This is a genomic window from Thalassotalea hakodatensis (assembly GCF_030295995.1).
Classification (GTDB): domain Bacteria; phylum Pseudomonadota; class Gammaproteobacteria; order Enterobacterales; family Alteromonadaceae; genus Thalassotalea_C; species Thalassotalea_C hakodatensis.
On sequence record NZ_AP027365.1, the window covers coordinates 854,996 to 875,742 of the forward strand.

The following is a 20,747-nucleotide window of genomic DNA, read 5'->3' on the forward strand; positions in this document are numbered from 1 at the left end:
GTAGTGTCATTGTTTAAGCTTGAGCCTGTATGTCAAATTGTGCCTGTGTCAGTTGTACTTGATTTCGTCCCGATGATTTTGCGTGGTACAACGCTTTGTCTGCGGCATCAATAGCACTTCGTGTAGTATCATATGAGAGTTCCAACTGGTGGACCCCGATACTGACGGTATAAGTAACTTCGTTTTGCTGTTCGTCTGTTAATACTGCTTCACTTGCCGCTTGGCGGATCCTTTCTGCGACTTTACAGGCGTTTTCATTATCACAACCAGGTAATAGCAATAAGAATTCTTCGCCGCCGTAGCGACAAACGATATCGATATCACGTTGGTGCTTCATAAGGAGTTTTGCAAATGAAATGATAACTTCATCACCCGTTGAATGGCCGTAATTGTCATTAATGGTTTTAAAGTGATCAATATCAATGACCATAATACTGATGACGCTTTGGTTTTCTTTAGCCTCATGAATGGCTTGTTGTGCTGTTTTTTCAAAATATCGACGATTAAATAATTCAGTCATTGGGTCAGTGTCAGCTAAGCGTTTTAATTCTTCTTGTTTGCCTTTTATACGGTCTAACTCTTTAATCCGGTAAGACAAAACAAATGCCATCATTAATGCTTCTAATAAAATACCAATGCCAACCCCATGGCTATTTATTTGATTGAAATCACTCAACCCTTTGTAATAAAACACCGCTAGCATATTAAAAAGAATAAACATTGAGTGGCCTAAAAAGAAGTATTTCGCTAAGGGTTCACGTTTACGCCATAAGGAAATTGCCACCCCAAAGGTAACAATCATCATGGTAGCGGCAAGAGAGCTTGCTGATTGTAAAGCCGCGGTGATATCAAATAAACTATAGCAAAACATACCAACGAGTAATGCGAGTAATAAACTTAACGCAAAGTGCTCTTTGGGGTATCGCTTTCGAGTGTCGAAAATAAGCATAATAAAGATCACAAGAAAGCTAGGCATGCTAAGCACATTTGAATTCAACTGAAATACTTCAGCGCTAAAAACACCAAAAAAGTTAGCAGCGACACCATAAGATAAGGCGACCCAAATAGTGCCAGAAATGAGGTAAAAAGCGTAAACAATATTCTCTATTTTACGGGCAGAAATATATAAGAAAAAATTGTAAATCATTAACGCTAACATCATGCCAACTAATAACGCAATATATTTACCACTGCCTACTAATGCTTGTTTTGAAGACTGTTCATCAAACAAGCTTAACTGATACCATTGATGAGAAAAAGAGGTGTTTTTTACATAGATAATCTTCGTTTCTTGCGGGGCAAGTTGAAATGGATAAACGGCAGTGCCGCCATACATCAAAGGTTTTTCACCCGACTTATGTAATGGGATATCAATGTGATTCAGTAACTGGTTCTGCTGGGTTTCATAAAAGCTAACATGTTTTAAATGGTAGGCATGCGGGTGGTGTACATATAGTTTAATTGCCACATCTTGCTGATTGCGTACTACTATTTTAGACCATGTTATCATAGCATCCGTTCCCAACGATAACTTACTCAATGAAGGGGTAAATTGTTGGTTAATAACCTCTTCAAATAACATTTTTTCAGAGCCATCGACATAGTAACTCATGGGAAATTCTGTTAACTCGACAATCGACGCATTAATATTCACCGTTTGTTTTTGGGTTTGTGTTTCGGCATTCGCTGATGGTAAAGTAAGAAAAAACACCATTAAAAAGATGACATACCACGTGATGTTTTTGTTGTGAACTTCCATGACTTTCTCTGTTTTTTAAGTTTTTTTATGCAATAAGAATTCTTACTGTTTTACCATCTAAAGTCGAGCATAATATGTTCATTTATCAGGCTTTTTACGATGAGAGGGGAGATTTCTACGACATGTTAACAGTAACGTACTTTTCGGAGTGGTAAAATACCAAACTTAACGAGTTTACAGCTGATAAAGTACTTTTTTCGTTGTGCTTTATCAGCCTTGAGCATTACAGTTTAAATTGACTTACCAGTTTACTTAACATTTCATATTCTTTTTCTACGGCATTACAGCAACTAGAGGCCTCTTTTACTGAGTTGTTATTGTCATCTGCAAGCACGTTTATTTGTTCTACTTGCTCTGCCATATCTTTACCAACCATAGATTGTTCCATGGTTGCTGACGCGACTTGGCTATTTTGTATTTCAATACTCGCGACTTGCTCAGAGATCATTTGAAAAGTCTCACTCACTGACTCTGCGCTTAATAAGGTTTGTTCAACCATGTCTGCCGCACAGGTCATGACCGATACTGATTCGTTTGAGCCTTGTTGCAGGTTTTCAATAATGGATTGAATCTCTAGTGTAGATTCTTGTGTTCGCTGTGCTAAGGTTCTTACCTCGTCAGCAACAACAGCAAAACCTCGTCCTTGTTCACCTGCACGTGCAGCTTCAATGGCTGCATTTAATGCTAATAAGTTGGTTTGATCAGCGATACTTCTGATGACATCAAGCACGGTAACAATATTTGTTGCTTGTTCAGCAACGGTTTTGACTGTTTCCGTTGACGCCAACACCGTACTGCCTAATTCTTTCGTGACGGCTAAGCTTCTCTCAAGCGTTTCGGTTCCCACTTTGACTTGTTCAACTGCAATAGCGCTCGCTTCGCTCGATAACGTAGCAGATTCAGCAACACTTTCAGAGGTGGTAGACATTTCTTCAATGGCTGCCGAAAGCTGAGTAGTTTTGTCAGACTGTCCGACAGACTTTTGTTCAACTAAATTAAACTTTTCTCTTAATTGGTGAACTTGTTCATCTAAAATATTAGAGGTTTTTCCCATGCTGGTTAATGTTTTATGCATGATGTTCATCATGCTATTAAAAGAGCGTGATACTTGTGCAATTTCGTCATTTTTAGTGTTATTGCTTGTCTCTTTTACTCGACGGGTAAAGTCGAGAGTTTCGGCGACCTGGTTGACAGAACTATTGAGGCTTATTATAGGTTTAGCTAAATAGTTGCCAAGCCATAAAGCGATTAAAATTCCCAAAGCCACCAATACTAATGTACTGCTTAGCGAGGTAAATACGAGTGATGAACTAAGCTGTTCGGATGCGAGAAACGCCTCATCTTGATCGAGCTCACTTACAATTGCCCATCTATTTCCGGCGACATTAAACGCAGCATAAGCAGATGCAACGATAACACCTCTATAATCCTCAATAAAATCAAAGCCACTTTCACCGTTGATGGCTGACTTTATCGTTTTAGAATCCACTTTTGCGATCCCTAATGCTGATTTCTTTGCTGATATTAAAGCGATATCTTTTTCAGATACTCCTGATTTTTTCAATGTCGCTAGATAGTTGTTGGTATCTTCTAATAAAAATCGACTTTCACTGCGCATTAAAAGATCACTGCCGACCAAATAAGTTTCACCAGACTTACCTAAACCCCGCTCGTGCCATTTACCTTGATAAGTCATAATGTTATTAATTCTATCTATGGGCGCTTGAAAGATAAGTGCGCCTACTGTGGCGTTATTAACCACAATAGGTGAAGAGAAAAAGGCGGCTGGGCTCTCGTAAGAGGGGGTATAAGGCGCGAAGTCTGTCATATTCACTTCGCCATGCTTAGCGGATATTGCTTGATTAAAAGCTTGTGCTAACCCCGATGTTGAAAAAGCACCATTAGAAAGCGAGGTTGCGTAATCTATCTCTTTAAAAACAGAATAAACCACATTACCTTGTAGATCGACGATAAAAATATCGTAAAAGCCAAATTGCTCTAAATACTGTTGAAATTTAGGGTGATACTTTTGATGAATATCATCGTATGTTGAGTCATCATTAAGTGCTATTAATTTATCTTTCTCACCTAAGCCATACTGACTCGCCGCAATATAGCGATATTGTAATGCTAGCCCTGCATCAGATAGCTTATTAACCAATTGCGCGGTATCTAACTGGCGATGTTGGTTTTCCGACTGATACTTTTTTGAAAAATCATCTTTATAAAAGGTTGATAATTGAACTTGTTGCTGTGCCTTGTCAGGTAAAGCTGATTCTGCTGAATACCGTTGAAAACTACTGATAAATGCCTGTGTGGCATCTTCAGTCATACTCGAATTAGCAAGCGAAACAACTTGTTGGCCAATTGTTTCGAAATAGTCTGATATTTGCTCTTTTTTAGCATCACGTAGACCAATTAAACGTTGCTCAACTTGAGAAGAAAGAGCAGATGAAACATCTGTTGTTGCTATGTAGGTAAGTAATGTTGAAGTTAATATTAGCGCAATCGATACTACGCTTCCGACATTCAGTATAATTTTGTTTTTTAAACGCATAGAGTTAAAATCTCATAAAAACACTCCATGTCTGATAACGGCTCATTTTAAGAATAGAACAGAATGAATATTTTGGTAGAAAAAAAGATTTTTTATAAATTTGGCAATAGAAAATCATTATTAATGTTTGTAAGTTATTGCGTTTTACTTTTTTATACTTGATTGATAAGTAGGTTTTTATGGATTTTTATTAGGGGGGCTGAAATTTAGTAAATTAGTTTTGTAGTGTTTTAACGGTGGAAAGTTTATTGTTCTGCACAACTAAATCAGGACACTTTTCTTAAGGATCTACTGACGATAGATCACCATTAGCGGTATGAAGCCGTTCTAAGTTGTAATAACGCATATACGCCATCACATCCTCTCTCAAATGCTTACGAGTTGGCTGTGGTACTTTCAGTAACCACTAAATTAAGCTGAGCCATGAGCTTTTGAGTACCGTACACACTCACTTTAAAACCCTCTCTGCATAACCTTTTCGTAATTCTCGATAACCTAAGCTATTTCGACTTTGCTTAAAAATCGTTTTTGCTCTTCGATTAATAAGTCATACAACTCAATTAAGTATTTAGTCACTTAGCGAGAAATAAAAGGGTTAGAGGCAAGGCATTGATTGCAAAGAATGGTTATTCAGGAGAACGTGCTCCTGCGTTCTCTAATAAGCTACATCCTTGTAGCGTCCTTGTTAAAATCAATAACACAGTCTATAACCCTTTTAAACTCGCCCTTGGGAACTCATTAGCGCCCTGATAACTTCCCTAAATAATCGAACCATAGAAGCGACTATGCTTAAATTATTTAGCGTGTTTTAAGCGCGCTAATGAAGTGCTAAGTTGGCTAAATATTTAATAGAGTTGGTATCATTTCAAAATTTATGAAAAGCATGAAGTTAGTTTTTGTTGATATTCAACAACAGAAACTTGGTAAATCCGATCCGCTACCGATCCGTAGAGTTTAAATTGTATTTTAGTTAGTGGGTATTGTGCTTAAAACCATAACTTGACCGCGTTGTTAAACCATAAAATGGCCAAGTTAAAATATGAATTAAGTTATTTGTTAATAATTTTATCATTATCTAGTTATGAATTTTTCCAACAAAAACAAAATTAACGCCCTTCTCCTTGTTTCAATATTAAGTTATCTATTTTTCGTGAACTTTATAAATATCAGTGGTTTCGCAAATTGATCATTTTGTTATTTGTGATAATTTAGTACGCACGTCAGCAGATGGGTGGATATTAATGCTACGTTTGTTTAACAAATATCGGGTAGACAATAGGTTTTTATGTTAGAAGCAATAATCGGTGGAGTGGTGGCAATAGCTCTTGGAGTAGCAGCAAATATAATTACTCCTCACGTTGAAAATAAATTAAAAATACGTCTCCCCGATCACCCATCCAAAACAGAAAACTTCGAACCAAATAAAAATGCTTCAGATGATGAGTTAGAAGTTTGGAGGGCAAATAACAGACGAAATGCTCAGTTACTTTTTTGGAAATTTTACGTTTTTGGCGCATCATTTTTTGCTATGTATTTGGCAGTGTTTCTTCCACTAAGTTGGTCTGCCGGAATATCTGAAAATAGTATAAATCTTGCGGGTTCTAGACTAGGGTTTGATTACACTGTAACACGTGATAACTTTTCAACAGTCGCAACTATTTTTGCCATGATTCTATATATACCTTGTTGGTATGTAGCACAAAAAATAGCGGATTTAATAACTTCAATTGCTCATAGGTATGGTGCTGTAAATGAAATAAAGTATGGTGTATTTATTGCGCTTGGTATGTTATTCATGGCACTTTTGGTTGCTGGCCATATGATATTTATTCTTAATCCAAGTAAAAGCTATATTGAGTCAGTTGTTTTACCATTTATAGTGTTATTAATCGTTGGTATTTTTGCGTCAAGCAGACGATGAGTCTCTCAAGGTGATACACTTCTATGCTTGTGAATGTACATATGTGACAGTCAGATTTAAAAGGTCTCATTAGCTGAAGTTGTTGGATAAAGTTAAGTTTTATCTAACTAACTTACTGTTTCTACTTAATATCCAATTCAAAGCCATTTTATGTGTTCCCTCCATTTTTTATTGGAAAGTTTGTCATTATTAACGATACGTTTTGCTATTGCACTAGGAGCGCGTTCTAAATATGGTGACATTTGTAATGGAGAAAGTTTAAAGTCAACTATCATGACTCTTAGCTTTTCCAAATCTTCATACGTCCAAGGTTTACCTGAATTTTTATATTGTGACTGAATCTTTTGTCTTATCGATATTCTCGATTGTTTTTCTTTTTCTCTTGTAACAAGCTCTTCCTTAAGTTGAGCTCTTAATGCCTTGTATGCTGATATTGGTGTACCTGTTCGACTTAAGTCACTCAAGAGAATTTTTGAAGCAAAATCTAGGTCTGGTGGGTCTATTGATAGTGAGTATTTGTTTAATTTTGGATATTCAATTTTTCCTAGAATGCTCAATTGTTTTACATTAAAAAAGCCTCTTAAATCAAATGCGGCAACTAACTTTTTCTGTATAACACTTTCTATTTTAGCGACACTTTCATAATCATAATTGGATATGGGGAGAGCCCAGACAAAGAGTTGGGGTAAATACTTATCGAAAGTGATATCTTGCCACTGTTCAGAAAAGCTTTGGCCTTTAGCAAGAAGGTTTTTAGGTTTGTCCGAGTGCAATGTTGTTGAGGCCCATATGTAGTGATTTCTTGCTAATTTTTGATATTGCTTAATATGATTTCGAATGTTAATTGCTGACATAAGACTATAAACATCGTCATTTTTCCCAGCATTATAAACAGTTCTATTTCCGCGTAAGTAACCTTCGTAGTGCTCTGATATTCTTCTACCAACGTTGTTACTTACTCCAACATATACAATTCTATTATATTTGCCTTTATGCACTATCAGGTATACACCGCTGCAACCTGAGTTACGTGCATCAAGTAAGGAGCCTAGATAACGCCAGTTCATATTGTATAACTTCTTGGAAGCATCGTTGCTCTATCCATCCTATCTATTAAACAATCTGTTAAAAAGGGTTGTACCCGAACTTGACAGTACATATCTATCATCTAAGTTTTTAAACACTATTCCGCGCTCTAATAGAGTGTTATTAACTGGATGAGTTAACGGTTGCTTGATGCCACACGCTTTTAGAATTTGCGCCGACTCTTCCTCTGCGCCAATTTCATCAATGATTTTGCTAGAAACACCTGCTTTTTCGTCAAATAATATTCCAGGCGCTATACCTTGTTTACCCAGTCCTCGGGCTAATATAAGTAATATCGTTTGCATGTTTGCTGCAGTGTCATTAAATTCATTTGCCTTATCAAGTCGTGTTATAAAATAGGAAGTACTATCCAAGTCTTTCAGTGTAAAACCAAGTAATGCATATAATTCGCGATATTTATCAATATCATTTACAAGTTCTCTGAATTTTGTGGATGGAATTAGCTCTCCGTCTACATATTCAGTTTCATTGATCATTTTTCCTGAAATCAGGTCTTTATAAATTGCTTGGGAAGCAATTTGGTTTAATTGAAAATTATTCATGTGATGTTGCCTCAAGGCGCTTAATCATGTAACTAAGCTTATGGTTACCGTAGATGATTTCACTTTTTTTCAGAGTTTTTCTAATCTTCCATCGTTCATCAATAAAAGGTAATGCGTCATATATATCTGCCAGTTGGTAGTCAGTCATTGAGCTTACTAGTAATTCATGTATTTCTAGATAAACGTCTTCTATAGCTTCCGAAGGTTCAAAGTTTGTCATTGCATCTTTCATTATGCGTATTCGCTTTCTTTCTCGTAACGTTTCTTTGGCTGTTTGTCGTTTAGCAGACGGCTTGCGTTTGTTACTTCCAAGTGCATCAACGCGATTTAGTTTGGTTCGAATGTACTCATCAAGCGCATATTTAAAATCGTTTTTAGGAAATTCAAATAGTGCTGAGGTTAAGTTTGAACGAGACCAGTTATGTAACCCCCAAAGTATTCTCGAATCTGCAAAGAGAGGGGATGAAGAAGAAAGTTGCTTACCTTTTAGCTTTGCATCCATTGTTAAAACTGCTGCACTATGAAGTTCATTGAATCGCTCTTCTATTCGGTTATAAAGCTCCCGTTGCTGTCTATCCATATCAACGTATCGGTACAATCGTTGGCGAATATCTCGAATTACTTCAGAATAAGACAATAACTTCATTTCAATTGATGAAATATTACGATGTTGAACAATAAACGGTGTATTCTCTAACTGCTGACGCATTTTGCGAATCATGTACAGTGCTGATGAAGCTTTAACCATCGCTTTTTCATTTAAAAAGATCAGAGTTGGTTGAATGTTTCGTTTTGATATCTGAATAATTTCATCAATAGCACTTCTTACTTGCTCTGTAGCTACGAGTTTGTTGAAATCATGGCTTTCCAGTATTTCAGACAAGCGTTTTGAACTGCCGTCTAATGCACGAACATTATGTGCAATCTTGGCTAAAGTATCTTGCATAATATCCATCAAGGACATTAAGTGTTCTGCTGTTTCCGTATTTTTCGAATGCAGGTCGCATGTTGGAGATTGAAAAAAGCGAAACAAAGTTTGAATTTGTGCTGTAATAATATCTAAATCAGGTTGCCCCAACTCTCTAATTCGCTTTGAATCTAAGCATTGGATTGTTTGCAAAAGACCTGATTGAATAGCGAAAATCCCTCTTTGCTCATTGATAAAGCTCAGTAAGCTGCAGGCATTTAAGTTATTAAGGCTTAATGAGTTGCTAATTCGATCTCTTTCTTTTTTATCTTCGATCTTGGTTCTTGCGTAATGCTCTAGAACTGCTTCGTATTCAGAAATTCGAAAACAGGTTGCGGATTTGGATTCGTGAGCATAGAAATCCAAAAGTGAAAAATAAATTTCAACATGTTGAAAAATCAGCACTAGCGTATTTTGAGCATTTGTTTCCATGAAATTACTTAACCACTTCTTCTATATTTGATTCGCTAGTAGCTTCTAATCGTTCTTCCATTCCTGGGAAATATATTGCCTCAGCTTTGTGATGTACATCTACATCTGTCGCCTTAAATATTGATAGGTCATGTGATACTTCTAGTACATTAACAATAACTCCCGTTGGTGCTGGGTTTGCTGCAAACAATATCAGGCCGTTTTCTTGCATTGCTTTAAGTACTTCTTTAAGGTTGTGCGAATCTAGTTTACCTACTTCATCAAATATAACAGGCATTGTGAGTTTTAAGTCTTCAGGTACAAGACGTTTCAATAGTTGAGCTAACATAACCGCATTAATCATGCTATTTGTCCCATTTGATTGAGGAACATCTTCTTTACCGTTACCACGATCAAATTCATAAGAAACGGATTCAATGATTTTGGGAATATTTATTTTACTGGACTTACGTATATAGAATTGATTTTGAAAAGCTGATATTTGTTTATAGAACTCTTCAGAAATTAAATTGTCTGTCACACTGGTGTAGCGAGATATGCTTTTGATCATATCAAGGTACTGAGGGTGAAGTTCTGCCTTAATTTGGACCTTTTCTAAATTAGATATTTTGTATTCAGCAAGCTCTGTGTTAATCCCCGTAATTTCTGATTCTATGATGTCTTTTACGTTCTCAATGATACGTGCTGAAGTAGCTGCGTTGTTATTATGTGCATTGAGCCTTAATTGATACTTTTCTTCTGCGGCACTAATGTTTTCAAACACAGATTCTAATGATGAATAGTAAGTTTCGAAGGCATCTTTAGTTAGAGTAAACTGATTTTTCTCTTCAACAGATACGTTAATAACATTAGCTCTCAGTAATGACTGAAACCCTTCGAAAACGTCTTGTCTAGAGCTTCGAAAATGTATCAAAAGTGAGCTTAGGGATTGAATCTCCTCGCTGACAATATTTTCCTGAAAAGGCGGGAGTTCTGGTGATTCATTCACGGTAGTTGAAATGGATTCATAGCTTACAGAGCGATATGATTCATTGGCTATTGATTGTAAGTTTTGTATATAGCTATTAAGCGACTGTAGGTTATTCAGAATTGTTTGTACTTGAATTTGTAATTTATCATGTTTTTCTTTTAATGCTTTATGATGAGCCTCTGCTTGTTTTTCTGTTCCCTCTGATTGACTAACTTTTACTTTTAATGCTGCGATTTTTTCTTTTGCACTATCTCTCATTGATATTAGAGCAGCACAACCAGTATAGGCTTCTTTTTGGGTATTTAGCTCTTCAAGCTCTTTTGATAACTCAGTTAATTTTGCAGATCTAGCATCTTTTGTCATTTTGATAAAACCTGCATTTTTACGCATTTCATTAGATAATTGCTCTTGCTTATCATCAAGTTCGTCAATTTGTTTAATGAGTTGTTCTCGAGCTTCTTCAGCCGACGCTTCTGTGATCTTTATAGGTGTAGTTCTCTCACAAATAGTTAAAAATTCTTTATCTTTGCCAAATAAATCAGTAAATGATTCAATTGTATTTTTTTGAGTTTTTGTTAGTTGGCATGATACTTCAGCTAGCCCTTTATTTAGACTTTGTAGTACAGACTTTCCATGCGATGAGAGTTGACCAAACAAATCTGAATTATTTTCTATTGCCAATAATGCGTTTTTTAAATTATTTAATTTAATATTATTATCTTGAATCGTTTTATTGTGGCTTTTAACTAATGCCTGTGCTGTTTCTTCGCTATTCAGTGAGTCAATGTCTCGTTGGCATAATCTGATTTCTTCTTCTAATTCACAGATGATTGCACTATCTGTTGGGTTATCACATAACGGTGCTAACCTAGCACGAGCGTTTTCTGCTAATTGAATTTTCTCGTTACATTCTTCAAACTGTTCATTGAAAGACTTTAATTTGGCGATCTCTCCAGATAAGGTTTTTCCTGCCTCTTTAGCTTCGGTTGAAGCTTGGGTTACTTTCGGAGAAATCTCTGCGGCTTGGCGAGATAAATCTTGATGTTGGGACTTGAGTTTTTTTTCATACATCGCTACTTGGGTTGCTGTAGCTGTAAAATTGGTTGCCAGCTTTTCACGATGTTCCTGATAAAGTTTATTATTGTCTTTAAGCTTTTGCCAAACTGGCTGATTGGATCTTACTGTAGATAAATAACTTTCAATTTCTTTGAGCTCATCAAATTCATTTAAAGCGTCAGTAATATCTACAATAATACCATCATCTTTCACTACGCTCATTCCTCGACCATCAATCATATTACCAATTGCACGAGGTAATGTGGTTGTCGAAGCGTCTGCTAGGCTAAATGCCATACCGACTAAAGCTCGAACTGTCTCGACATTAGCTAATGTGTATTTGTTTGCCATAGGCAGCAAGCTGAAGCGAGTATGGTTGTTATCACTAGATGTTCTGGTATAAATTGCTTCACCAATAGATTGTTTATCAGTAAATAATACTCCTTTATAGTCACGGTTTTGTAAGGTCTTTTTGACTTCAGTGATATTGATATTTGGTTGAAGCTGACCGGCTCCTTCATTTGCTATTGAAGTTCCATTCCAAAATAGGTGTTCAATATTGCCATAGTCTGTTGGAACAGCTATACGTTGATAACCTAAGTCAGTTGTTCTAAAAAGCACCCAGCAAAAGTTTCCTTTTGGGTTTTTGGCATTACAGATGATGTATGATTCAGTTGATGGAAAGTAATATTTAAATGAATCTAAATTAGAAAAGTACTTCCCTCCTGATTCGAAACCAAATTTATCTTCACAGTTTTTAAAGTTCACTTCTGGAAGAAGGAATAGTTTCAATGCAGCAAGCGAAGATGTCTTTCCTTCGTTATTACCTGCGAAAAGTGCCGCGTTTGTATCTAACGGTATACGTGAATAATAGTTAGAACCACTATTGATAAATATAAGCTCTAATAGCTCGTAGTTTGTTGGCAAATCTAAGGGAAGAATATTAGAACTCATATCGGTAGCTTTCCTGCTCAATGGTTGTTTTATAATGGCGGATAAGAGTGATAAGTTGGTTTGTCGTTTCTGAGAGGCCATAATTACTTGAAAGTGAATTTAATTCTTTAGTACAGGCTTTCCTTTTTGAATTTTCTAATCGCTCTTTGATGTCATAGGGAAAAAGAAACTTCGTGTTATCTATTTCTAAGCCTGCTTTGATTAAATTTGAGTAGATACTTAGCCCGCCTTGGTCGATATCAAATAAACAAAATACTTGGCCGTTAAATTTCTTTAAGTAAGGGATTATTAAAGAATTAGTTATGCTATTTCCAGCAGCCCAAAGAAACTCAATATCTTTAATATCCATATCAAAATCACAATGGTTTGATACGAAGTGAAAGGTATGTTCAAAGGTTAAAAAGCACTCTAGATTTTCAATTATCAAGCAATGAGTTTTTTGAGGTGTGTCAACTAACCGATCTTTTTTAAATAAGTGATTATATGGCACTACATTACCTGAAGTATTAGCTACTAGCAGCGCTCCATCGACTTTTTCTAAGTGCGAATTTCCACGATTGGATGCCGCACTTCGGGTTTTAAGCGAATGGCTTTCAATAATTACTTTAAACTGATTGACTAATTTTTCCGATGCTATTGCTACAGCGTAAGCATCATCACTATACCTTGTTACTTTAAATGCACGTTTGATTTCTTTATCAGCAATACCAAATTTAGCCAATTGACTGGAAAATTTTTTCCAATTAATAGCTCGACCCATTTCTATGTCCCAAAAAGCTTTTTTAAGTGATGGTTTCACATTTACTAGTCGTTAATTGTTTTTATGTATCATATGATATTTTAATTGTGCGTGCAAAGTTGTTTTTCACTTTATATTTTACATTTTATTGTTTTTTTAATGTATCATATGGAATATTAATTTGTGATTAGAGTTAACATCATGGATATTACTGAGTTGCAAACTCATGAACGATTCAAGTTCATTGAGTTTCTCTTATTATTTAAAGGGCAACTGACACGTTCTGAACTTGTAGAGCGTTTTGGAATAGGCGAAGCTACTGCAAGCAGACTGATCAAATCGTATATTGATAAGAACCCTAATCAAGAAAATTACTTAGGGCCGCGTTTAGGTTACGTCAAAGCCGATACTTTTCAAATTGAATATAAACATGATGCATTAGATGGTTTGAGGTATGTTGCGTCAGGTAAACTGCTTAGTCAATTTAAGGTTGTAACCTATGGCTTAACTATTCATTCATTTAACCAGAGCTTATCAACAGAATTGGTTGCCCCTGTCACAAGAGCTATTGTAGGCCTAAGATATGTGTCACTGGACTATATTTCTTCAAGTAGTGGCATTTCAAGTCGAGTAATTGCTCCTCATAGTTTATTTATGGCATCTGGTACATGGTATTTTCGAGCGTATGATATGCAATCATCAACATTTAGAACGTTTAAGTTTAGCCGAATTAAGAACGCTGTTACGCTTGGAGAGATTGATAATGTAATTCATAGTGATATAAAGGATGACTCTTGGCATCAAATGCGCGCAGTTAAACTAAAGCCTCATCCCAAGTTGGAGCACGCTGAAGCTATAGAACTTGAACTTCAGACATCACCAGTGAAAGACATTTACATTTCGGAAGCTACTTTAGGGTTTGCGATGTCAGAGCTAAGAGTTGATTGTTCTAAAAAGCATAAATTGAGTCACGTAGAGTACCCTCTAATTCTTGTTAATCGCGATGAACTAGAAAACGTTGATTCGATGGTGCTTGCGCCAGGTTTTTTAATTACTTAGCCCTAAGACGTCTATAGCTATGTTAGGCGTTTAAACTGTACTAAATTTACATATATATTAGCTATTTCTTGAGCATACTGTTTAGAGAATCCTTCATTAAACAGCAAGTAGGCCATATCTTCTTCCGTTAAGGGGGAGCGCATACGGCTTTTGTGGACGAAATTGTAAAACCTTCGCCAATCTAAAGATAGCGAGTACCAAATTTTTTGTTATATGCGGATAGAAGGGGAGCAAACAGGTATTTTGCTTCATTTACATATACCTCGTAACTTAGATGTGTCACTGGATTCCATTGGATGGCTCTCAATTCAACAATTACTCTATTGTTTTTATCCGATTGAGTGATTAGCTGAACTCCTAGTCCATGATGATTTTTTGAATTTAAAACACGGAAATTAGTGATACTCAAACCATCAAAGTCTTGCAGGTCCTAGGTTGCTTCGACGTTAAATTCACCAGATTGAACCGCAATTTTAGTCATTTCATTTATGAAAACGGCTGGAGAGTTTTTAACATTTATGTGAATAGTAGGAAGTAGGTTAAGCATATTGGTTAAAAATAAAGCTTTTGATTTTAAAGTTAAGTAACGGCAATCTTGAAACATAAGTATTAATTAAACAATTACAATATGTTTTTATCCAGCATATTTAATGAAAAACTAAATTTACTAATTTTGATAGACTTAGAATGCACTGTTAACCTTTAGAAACTGAGTCAACTTATCCCGAAAACTCAATATGTTGATCTGTTTCGATTTAGGTAAATTATTATTAAAATCTTTAATGACCTCATTTAGTAATTGAGGTTCTGAAATATAGGAATGCTGAAGAAATACTAATTCTTCGAATATTTTGTTTGTATTAAGTTTTCTGCATATTGCTAGTAGTTTTTTTTCTTCTTCGGGGAGTAAGACACTAATCAAATACCTTGCTAGCTTTAGAATGTACATTTTTTTATTTAGCATTGAAGATGTTTGCAGGTTGGGAATAAGCCATTTAGCCTTTTCTTCAGGAAAAGTTTCATAGTACCGTTCATTTTTTATTCGTATTAACTTCTCAAAGACGTACTCTAATATTTCTTGATTAAAGTAATTAATAGGGCTAACAGCAAAGTGATCTAAAAGTGAATTGTATAGTGGTATTTCTAGGTTACCTCCACACGCTATACACATTTCTTTTGGTTGTGCATTCAACGCTATTAAGCATGCTAATGCATTTTCGCAGCAAAAGTTTTGAATAGCTTTAATCTGCGGTTGAGATACACCAATTTTAAAACCATTTTTAGGGGAGCTATCCTTAGAGAAAACTATTTTCTGAAACTTTATAGGAAGACTTTGGTAGAATTCAACGAAAGTATCTTTGGGCTCACCACCTAACTCAAGCGCCTCCCAAATAGGTGACTTCCAGGTAGACTCTAACTCGGGAAATAATTTACGAATGTTTTTACTTGGGGCTCTTTCACCTCGTGCTATTTTGGCATAAAGGTTTTTTCTTTCTGCAAAGTTTTCATAATAGTCAGGCTCTATTAATGCTTCTATCGCTGCACCTGAGTAATCAACTCCTTTTAGGTGGCATAAGCTAGCAAAATAATATCGGCGGCGAATAACTTGCACCCAACTGAGCTTTTTCTTCTCCGCATAAATTCTACATGATGCATGTAGAACACTATTTTTTCGCTTAATATCCATGAAATTACTCAATCCAACCTAAATATCACCTCAATTGATGTGAAAAAATGGGACAAAACATATGAGTTTTTGGATTTGTCTCTGTGTATAAAAAACATTATTTTCAGTCTAAGTAAAGCTAAAAGGATCTGAATGTGTCTATGACTGAACAAAATGAAGTGGTCTTTCAGCTCACCAATGAACTAGAGAAAGAGCTCTTTGATCGGCATGGGCCGCTTATGACAGGTGAGCACCTCTCTAAGGCTTTAGGTTACCAATCACTAGAAGCTTTCCGTATCGCAGTTAGAAGAAAAACAGTTCCTATCCCTACATTTCCAATTGAAAAGCGAAAAGGGAAATTTGCGTTAACAAAAGATGTCGCATTTTGGCTAGCAAAATTAAGAATAAAAAGTTGTGAAAATAATAGTGGATTATTGAGGACTTAATTATGAATTGATGAACGTGAATGCAAGAAACGCCATATTTTAGGCGTAAAAAAAATCGAAACCAAAAATTGATTTCGATCTTCTACTGAGGTGATACCTCGAATTAGACACTCAAAGTATCGCTCTCCTTAGTTTGATCGTCAAGTGATTTGTTTACTTAATTTTTAAGGCTTTTATCAATCTTATAAAGGCTAAGGAATTCGTATGCTTAATAATAGTGAAATTACGAGATATATCGATACTTTTTCTATAACTGACATGGCTTGGCAGTATATTCAACATACTAGAGAGTCAGAGCCATTCAGAAATGTTGGTGCACTTGCTATTAGTAATGTTTGTTCGGCTATTTACTCTAAAAAAATGGGGACTACTATTACGACGGAGAGCCGTATGTCCACTTCCCTTAAACTGAGACAGACATAATTAGAGTTTTCTGTAATGATTAATGCAGGAGACGACTATGAAAAAATCACGCTATACAGAATCTCAGATCATCGCAGTATTAAAAGAAGTTGATGCTGGTAGAAAAGTCGAGGAAGTGTGCCGTCAACACGGTATCAGTAGTGCAACCTATTACAACTGGAAGTCCAAATACGGTGGGATGGAAGCCTCTGACGTCAAACGGTTGAAGGAGCTGGAAGAAGAAAACGCCAAGCTTAAAAAGATGTTTGCGGATGTCAGTCTAGAAAATCATGCGATTAAGGAGCTTTTCGCAAAAAAGGGCTGGTGACAGCGGATAAACGAGAATGCGTCAGCGTAATGGTTGGTGCGGGGCTAAGTATCGTAAGGGCTTGTCTGTTTGTTGGCATTGGCCGTTCGACCTTTTATCGCCCTGAACGAGACTGGCGTAAAGCAGATGCTGCTGTCATTGATGCTATCAATGCCGTACTTGAAAAGTCGCCACGAGCAGGCTTCTGGAAGTGTTTTGGCCGAATGCGCTTCAAAGGCTTTCCGTTCAACCATAAGCGCGTTTATCGCGTGTATTGCCAGATGGGGTTGAATCTAAAACGAAGAACTAAACGTGTGCTACCCAAGCGAATTGCTCAGCCTTTAGAAGTGCAGGAGCAAGCCAACCACCAATGGGCGCTCGATTTTATGCATGACACATTGTATTGCGGTAAACGATTCAGAACGTTGAATGTGGTGGACGAAGGAACGCGAGAGTGCCTCGCTATAGAAGTGGACACCTCGTTGCCCGCTGGCCGTGTAGTTCGCGTGTTAGAGCAGTTAAAAGATGAGCGTGGGTTGCCCAAACAGTTGCGTGTAGACAATGGCCCAGAACTTATCTCTGCGACACTAACAGATTGGTGTGAGATCCATAATATTGAACTGATATATATCCAGCCAGGTAAGCCACAGCAAAATGGCTTTGTTGAACGCTTTAACGGTTCATTCCGCAGAGAGTTTCTTGATGCCTACTTGTTTGAGAATCTCAGCCAAGTGCGAGATATGGCTTGGTTCTGGCGATTGGATTATAACGAAGAAAGAACACATGAGAGTCTGGGTAACCTGCCGCCGGCAGCTTACCGAGAAAAACTGGAAAATTCTAATTTAGAACTGTGTCATTAATGGGGAAGTGGACAGTAGGACAGTGGGGAAATTTGATTATAGAAAAATCTTCTACATGTAGAAATCGTGATGATGTGCTTGGAGGGAGCTGCTACCTAAAAAGAATGGCTTCGTGTAAAGTTTTCGGGTATCGCATATTATTTACGTATAAACGGTTATTTTTCTGATTTTCTCTTGATATTCATTGATTTGCCTCCAAGTTGTTTTTAGCTTAGTCGATTTTGAGTAAGCGTAATTTAAAGGAAGTATGAAATGTCAGATGATTTAAGCCGTACAGGACCTGAAGACCCTAAGAAAATAAACATTAGCCAAGATTGGGAAGTTCGCTATTGGACTAAAGAGCTGGGTATTACTGTAGATGAGCTAGTTGAGGCGGTAAAAGCTGTTGGACCTATGGTTGACGATGTTAGAGCTTATGTGGCTAATATGCGTAGACAGAGGAGTTCATCACCTGGTATGGGGATGTAATTTTAAGAAGTAAATTAAATTAGCTTTTTATTCGCAGATTTATTTTAATGACATTTTGCTGATAGAGCAGCCATTTAAACAATCTTCTATATAGACTTTTTTGGGAAGAGGAGCTACAGCCCCCTTTTTAGATTTCTTGTCGAAAGTGATTAATCGCCATAGTAGCTCTTCACCAAAATCCATGAAAACTTGTACTGATGAGTCTGACCAATTCTCTAGTAGTTTTCCTCTGCTCCACCATTCTATAGGGTATTAGTTTTTATTTGTGGGACGGAAAGTTAAACCACCTAGAAAAAGGTGGTTGGCTTTCTATATATTTAACAATAAACCTTTAGCTTATACCAATAAGAACAAGTGTTCAGGTAAACTAGATCAATCGATCTGTTTATGATCGTAATTTTGAATAATATCGACAATATCGTGAAGAATTGGTTTGAATTCATCGAAATTTATCGTCTTCTTGCCTGGTAGTATTACATGTTCAGAAAAGTGGGCTTTACTATAATGCTTTTCTTTGTCTAATCCCTTATTTTTTCCGTAAAATGTTTTGCTGCCTAATTTTTTCTCAAGTGTATCTGAATCAAATAGATCCTCTATATCTTTTACATTTTCTCCATGGCTATTTTGACTGGGTATAGAGACTATATATATGTTTTCAAAATAGTAATTTTTGTGCCTAGGTGCGGTTATCATTTTAGCTTTTCTAATCTGATCTCTAATACCTTTAGCCTTGTTAATCAGACCTTTACCTGCATCATCGTTATCAACAATAAATATAACTGGATGCTCCCTTCCTTCACACTTATATAAGTTCATAAAACGTCTATAAATGCTAATTAAATACTCTAATCCTGGTGTACCTTCTGCAAGTTTAAGCATCTCAGTGTTTGTATGGGTTCGATTGAAAAATGATACCTGCTGTGAAGTTTTATCCCCTTTTGCTAACTGGGGAAATGTATCACTGAGTCTTTCGATGGCACACTTTAAATAAATATTGTCAGTTTTTCCCTCACAAACAATCAAAGGTTTTTTAAGAAAGTAGAAATACTTAAAGAACAGTAGCTTACCGTATAAATTTTTTACGCCATCAATTGCAATTACGTGATTATCATCTTCATAAGACTCTGATCTGTCAATCGTTGGAAATGTAATATTACCATTAGCCTTCGTCCTAATGCCGTTATGAATGTCTGGCCTAAAACCTTTTCTAACAAATCTATTTCGATAAGATTTAATATTGTATATATGAGCGAACATTCCAATTAAAGGTTCAACTGAATCAATTAATTCCAATTCCTTGGTTTCATTGTTTTTTATAAGACTTTTTTGCCAAGGCAATATATAAGCAAGTATTTTACTGGACAGTTCTGAAAATCCTTTTTTTTGTGTCTGGGGCGATTTAGGTGGTGGCCTATAATAAACTCCATTTTTAAACAAACTATGAGTCATTGCTCGAACACTTCGGTAATATGAATTTCGAATATTTACTTTTTTATTTACAGTAAGCCCTGTTACTTCTTGTAAAGAGGTGTAGCGCTGCATCCTACATTTTTTGCTATTTATTTCAAATCCGGCTCTTCGAATTGCAACCTCAGTTGCCTTTCCTAGACGCCATTGTTTTTCGTTAAATGAAAACCGTCGCTTAGAAGCAATCTCTTTGGGAAACTTCTTTAGGTTTGTAGAAAATGTTAAATCATCTACATATCTTGTATATGTACATCCACTGCGTTTAGCTATATTTAATAGCTCCATATCTAAGCTTTTACATATTAGGTTTGATATCACAGGGGAACACGGACTTCCTTGTGGAAGTTCATTTTTAAAGCAGGCTATTTGAGCTATGAGTGTTGCCACTTTCGGATGCAATTTAAAATTTTTATTTTTTATAAAGTAACCTCTAACACGCCCAAAGTTAAATGCAGGAAAAAATGACTTAATATCTATATTGTAAACATATCGTTTATTGGTGTGCATAGAAGCATTGGATGCAATAGATAACCCTTTTTCATAGCCGTGAGAAACTGCTCTTTTTGCTCGTTGTGTATTAGGGAGGGTTTTGTGATCCCCTTTAAAAGACTTTAAACTCTGACTGTTTGGTTTTAACTCTTCTAAACAGCTGTAAAGTAAATCCGCTAGACTTCGCTGGAGTGCTTTCAACTTGTCAGATGGTTTAGATATTTGACGTTTTCCACCTGACTTCTTTGGAACATCGAAAGAGGTATATTTATTATCTTCTTCTATTTTGAAAAGAATGTAAGATATCGCTTTGGGCTGATAACCTAACAATGGTGCAAGCTCTCGAAGAGATTTACTTTTCTTTAGAGCTTTCAGCTTTGACAACTACTTACTTCCTATAGCTAAATTTTAATTTGAGGGAGCTTACGGGCACTCTTAGGCGAAAATATAAACGGACATATAGTCAACATACTGGGACGAACCCAAAGGTAGCAAACGTAAAGTAACATATAAATCAAAAACTGCGATGCGCAGTCAAAATCTGCCCGTAAGCAGCTCGAAACTAACAGAAGAAAGTTA

At 36.2% G+C, this 20,747-nt stretch carries 14 protein-coding genes and 1 pseudogene; 5 read left to right on the plus strand and 10 right to left on the minus strand.

Features of this window, described 5'->3' with window-relative positions:
* Positions 1–13 precede the first annotated feature (13 nt).
* The 3 genes and pseudogenes from QUE72_RS03625 to QUE72_RS03635 all read right to left on the minus strand — a co-directional run.
* Positions 14–1,759, minus strand: coding sequence for a GGDEF domain-containing protein (locus QUE72_RS03625; protein ID WP_286271631.1), 1,746 nt, complete (start codon positions 1,757–1,759; stop codon positions 14–16).
* Between the two features lie 223 nt (positions 1,760–1,982).
* Positions 1,983–4,316: a methyl-accepting chemotaxis protein gene (locus tag QUE72_RS03630; protein ID WP_286271632.1), complete on the minus strand. Its 2,334-nt coding sequence runs from the start codon at positions 4,314–4,316 to the stop codon at positions 1,983–1,985.
* Positions 4,317–4,596: 280 nt separating this feature from the next.
* A pseudogene (locus QUE72_RS03635) lies at positions 4,597–4,722 on the minus strand (IS3 family transposase); the annotation flags it as partial.
* 879 nt (positions 4,723–5,601) lie between these two features.
* Here QUE72_RS03635 and QUE72_RS03640 point away from each other — a divergent pair.
* Positions 5,602–6,237: a hypothetical protein gene (locus QUE72_RS03640; protein WP_286271633.1), complete on the plus strand. Its 636-nt coding sequence runs from the start codon at positions 5,602–5,604 to the stop codon at positions 6,235–6,237.
* A 137-nt stretch (positions 6,238–6,374) separates the two neighbouring features.
* On the opposite strand, the gene QUE72_RS03645 is transcribed toward QUE72_RS03640, so the two are convergent.
* Genes QUE72_RS03645 through QUE72_RS03665 form a run of 5 tightly spaced genes read right to left on the minus strand, consistent with a single transcriptional unit; the run spans position 6,375 to position 13,064 of the window.
* Entirely contained in the window at positions 6,375–7,304 is a 930-nt protein-coding gene (locus tag QUE72_RS03645) for a GIY-YIG nuclease family protein (protein WP_286271634.1), read from the minus strand.
* Positions 7,305–7,343: 39 nt separating this feature from the next.
* Positions 7,344–7,886, minus strand: a complete 543-nt coding sequence (locus tag QUE72_RS03650) for a condensin complex protein MksE (RefSeq protein WP_286271636.1) — start codon at positions 7,884–7,886, stop codon at positions 7,344–7,346.
* Positions 7,879–9,285 (minus strand): hypothetical protein, encoded by a 1,407-nt coding sequence (locus QUE72_RS03655; RefSeq protein WP_286271637.1) that lies wholly within the window; start codon positions 9,283–9,285, stop codon positions 7,879–7,881. The genes QUE72_RS03650 and QUE72_RS03655 overlap by 8 nt, the downstream gene beginning before the upstream one ends.
* A gap of 4 nt (positions 9,286–9,289) precedes the next feature.
* On the minus strand, positions 9,290–12,265 hold the full coding sequence (locus tag QUE72_RS03660) for a coiled-coil domain-containing protein (protein WP_286271638.1): 2,976 nt from the start codon (positions 12,263–12,265) through the stop codon (positions 9,290–9,292).
* Positions 12,255–13,064, minus strand: coding sequence for a hypothetical protein (locus QUE72_RS03665; RefSeq protein WP_286271640.1), 810 nt, complete (start codon positions 13,062–13,064; stop codon positions 12,255–12,257). Before QUE72_RS03665 ends, QUE72_RS03660 begins: the two co-directional genes overlap by 11 nt.
* A 123-nt stretch (positions 13,065–13,187) precedes the next feature.
* Here QUE72_RS03665 and QUE72_RS03670 point away from each other — a divergent pair, with 123 nt between their 5' ends.
* Positions 13,188–14,063 (plus strand): WYL domain-containing transcriptional regulator, encoded by an 876-nt coding sequence (locus QUE72_RS03670; RefSeq protein WP_286271642.1) that lies wholly within the window; start codon positions 13,188–13,190, stop codon positions 14,061–14,063.
* Between the two features lie 682 nt (positions 14,064–14,745).
* Here the strand turns inward: QUE72_RS03670 and QUE72_RS03675 are convergent.
* The gene (locus QUE72_RS03675) at positions 14,746–15,750 is read right to left on the minus strand and encodes a hypothetical protein (protein WP_286271644.1); all 1,005 of its coding nucleotides are present in this window, start codon (positions 15,748–15,750) and stop codon (positions 14,746–14,748) included.
* A gap of 140 nt (positions 15,751–15,890) precedes the next feature.
* On the opposite strand from QUE72_RS03675, the gene QUE72_RS03680 reads away from it, so the two are divergent.
* The 3 genes from QUE72_RS03680 to QUE72_RS03690 all read left to right on the plus strand — a co-directional run bounded on the left by QUE72_RS03680 (position 15,891) and on the right by QUE72_RS03690 (position 18,212).
* Positions 15,891–16,175 (plus strand): hypothetical protein, encoded by a 285-nt coding sequence (locus QUE72_RS03680; protein ID WP_286271646.1) that lies wholly within the window; start codon positions 15,891–15,893, stop codon positions 16,173–16,175.
* A gap of 460 nt (positions 16,176–16,635) precedes the next feature.
* Positions 16,636–17,744, plus strand: a protein-coding gene (locus QUE72_RS03685) for an IS3 family transposase (protein WP_286272943.1) whose coding sequence is annotated in 2 segments (ribosomal slippage) — positions 16,636–16,885 and positions 16,885–17,744 — 1,110 coding nt in all. Because the reading frame shifts where the segments join, the coding sequence is not laid out codon by codon here.
* Positions 17,745–17,996: 252 nt separating this feature from the next.
* The gene (locus tag QUE72_RS03690; RefSeq protein ID WP_286271647.1) at positions 17,997–18,212 is read left to right on the plus strand and encodes a DUF3606 domain-containing protein; all 216 of its coding nucleotides are present in this window, start codon (positions 17,997–17,999) and stop codon (positions 18,210–18,212) included.
* 372 nt (positions 18,213–18,584) lie between these two features.
* Here QUE72_RS03690 and QUE72_RS03695 read toward each other — a convergent pair whose 3' ends face one another.
* Complete coding sequence (locus QUE72_RS03695) at positions 18,585–20,552, minus strand: retron Ec67 family RNA-directed DNA polymerase/endonuclease (protein ID WP_286271649.1); 1,968 nt, start codon at positions 20,550–20,552, stop codon at positions 18,585–18,587.
* Between the last annotated feature and the right edge of the window lie 195 nt (positions 20,553–20,747).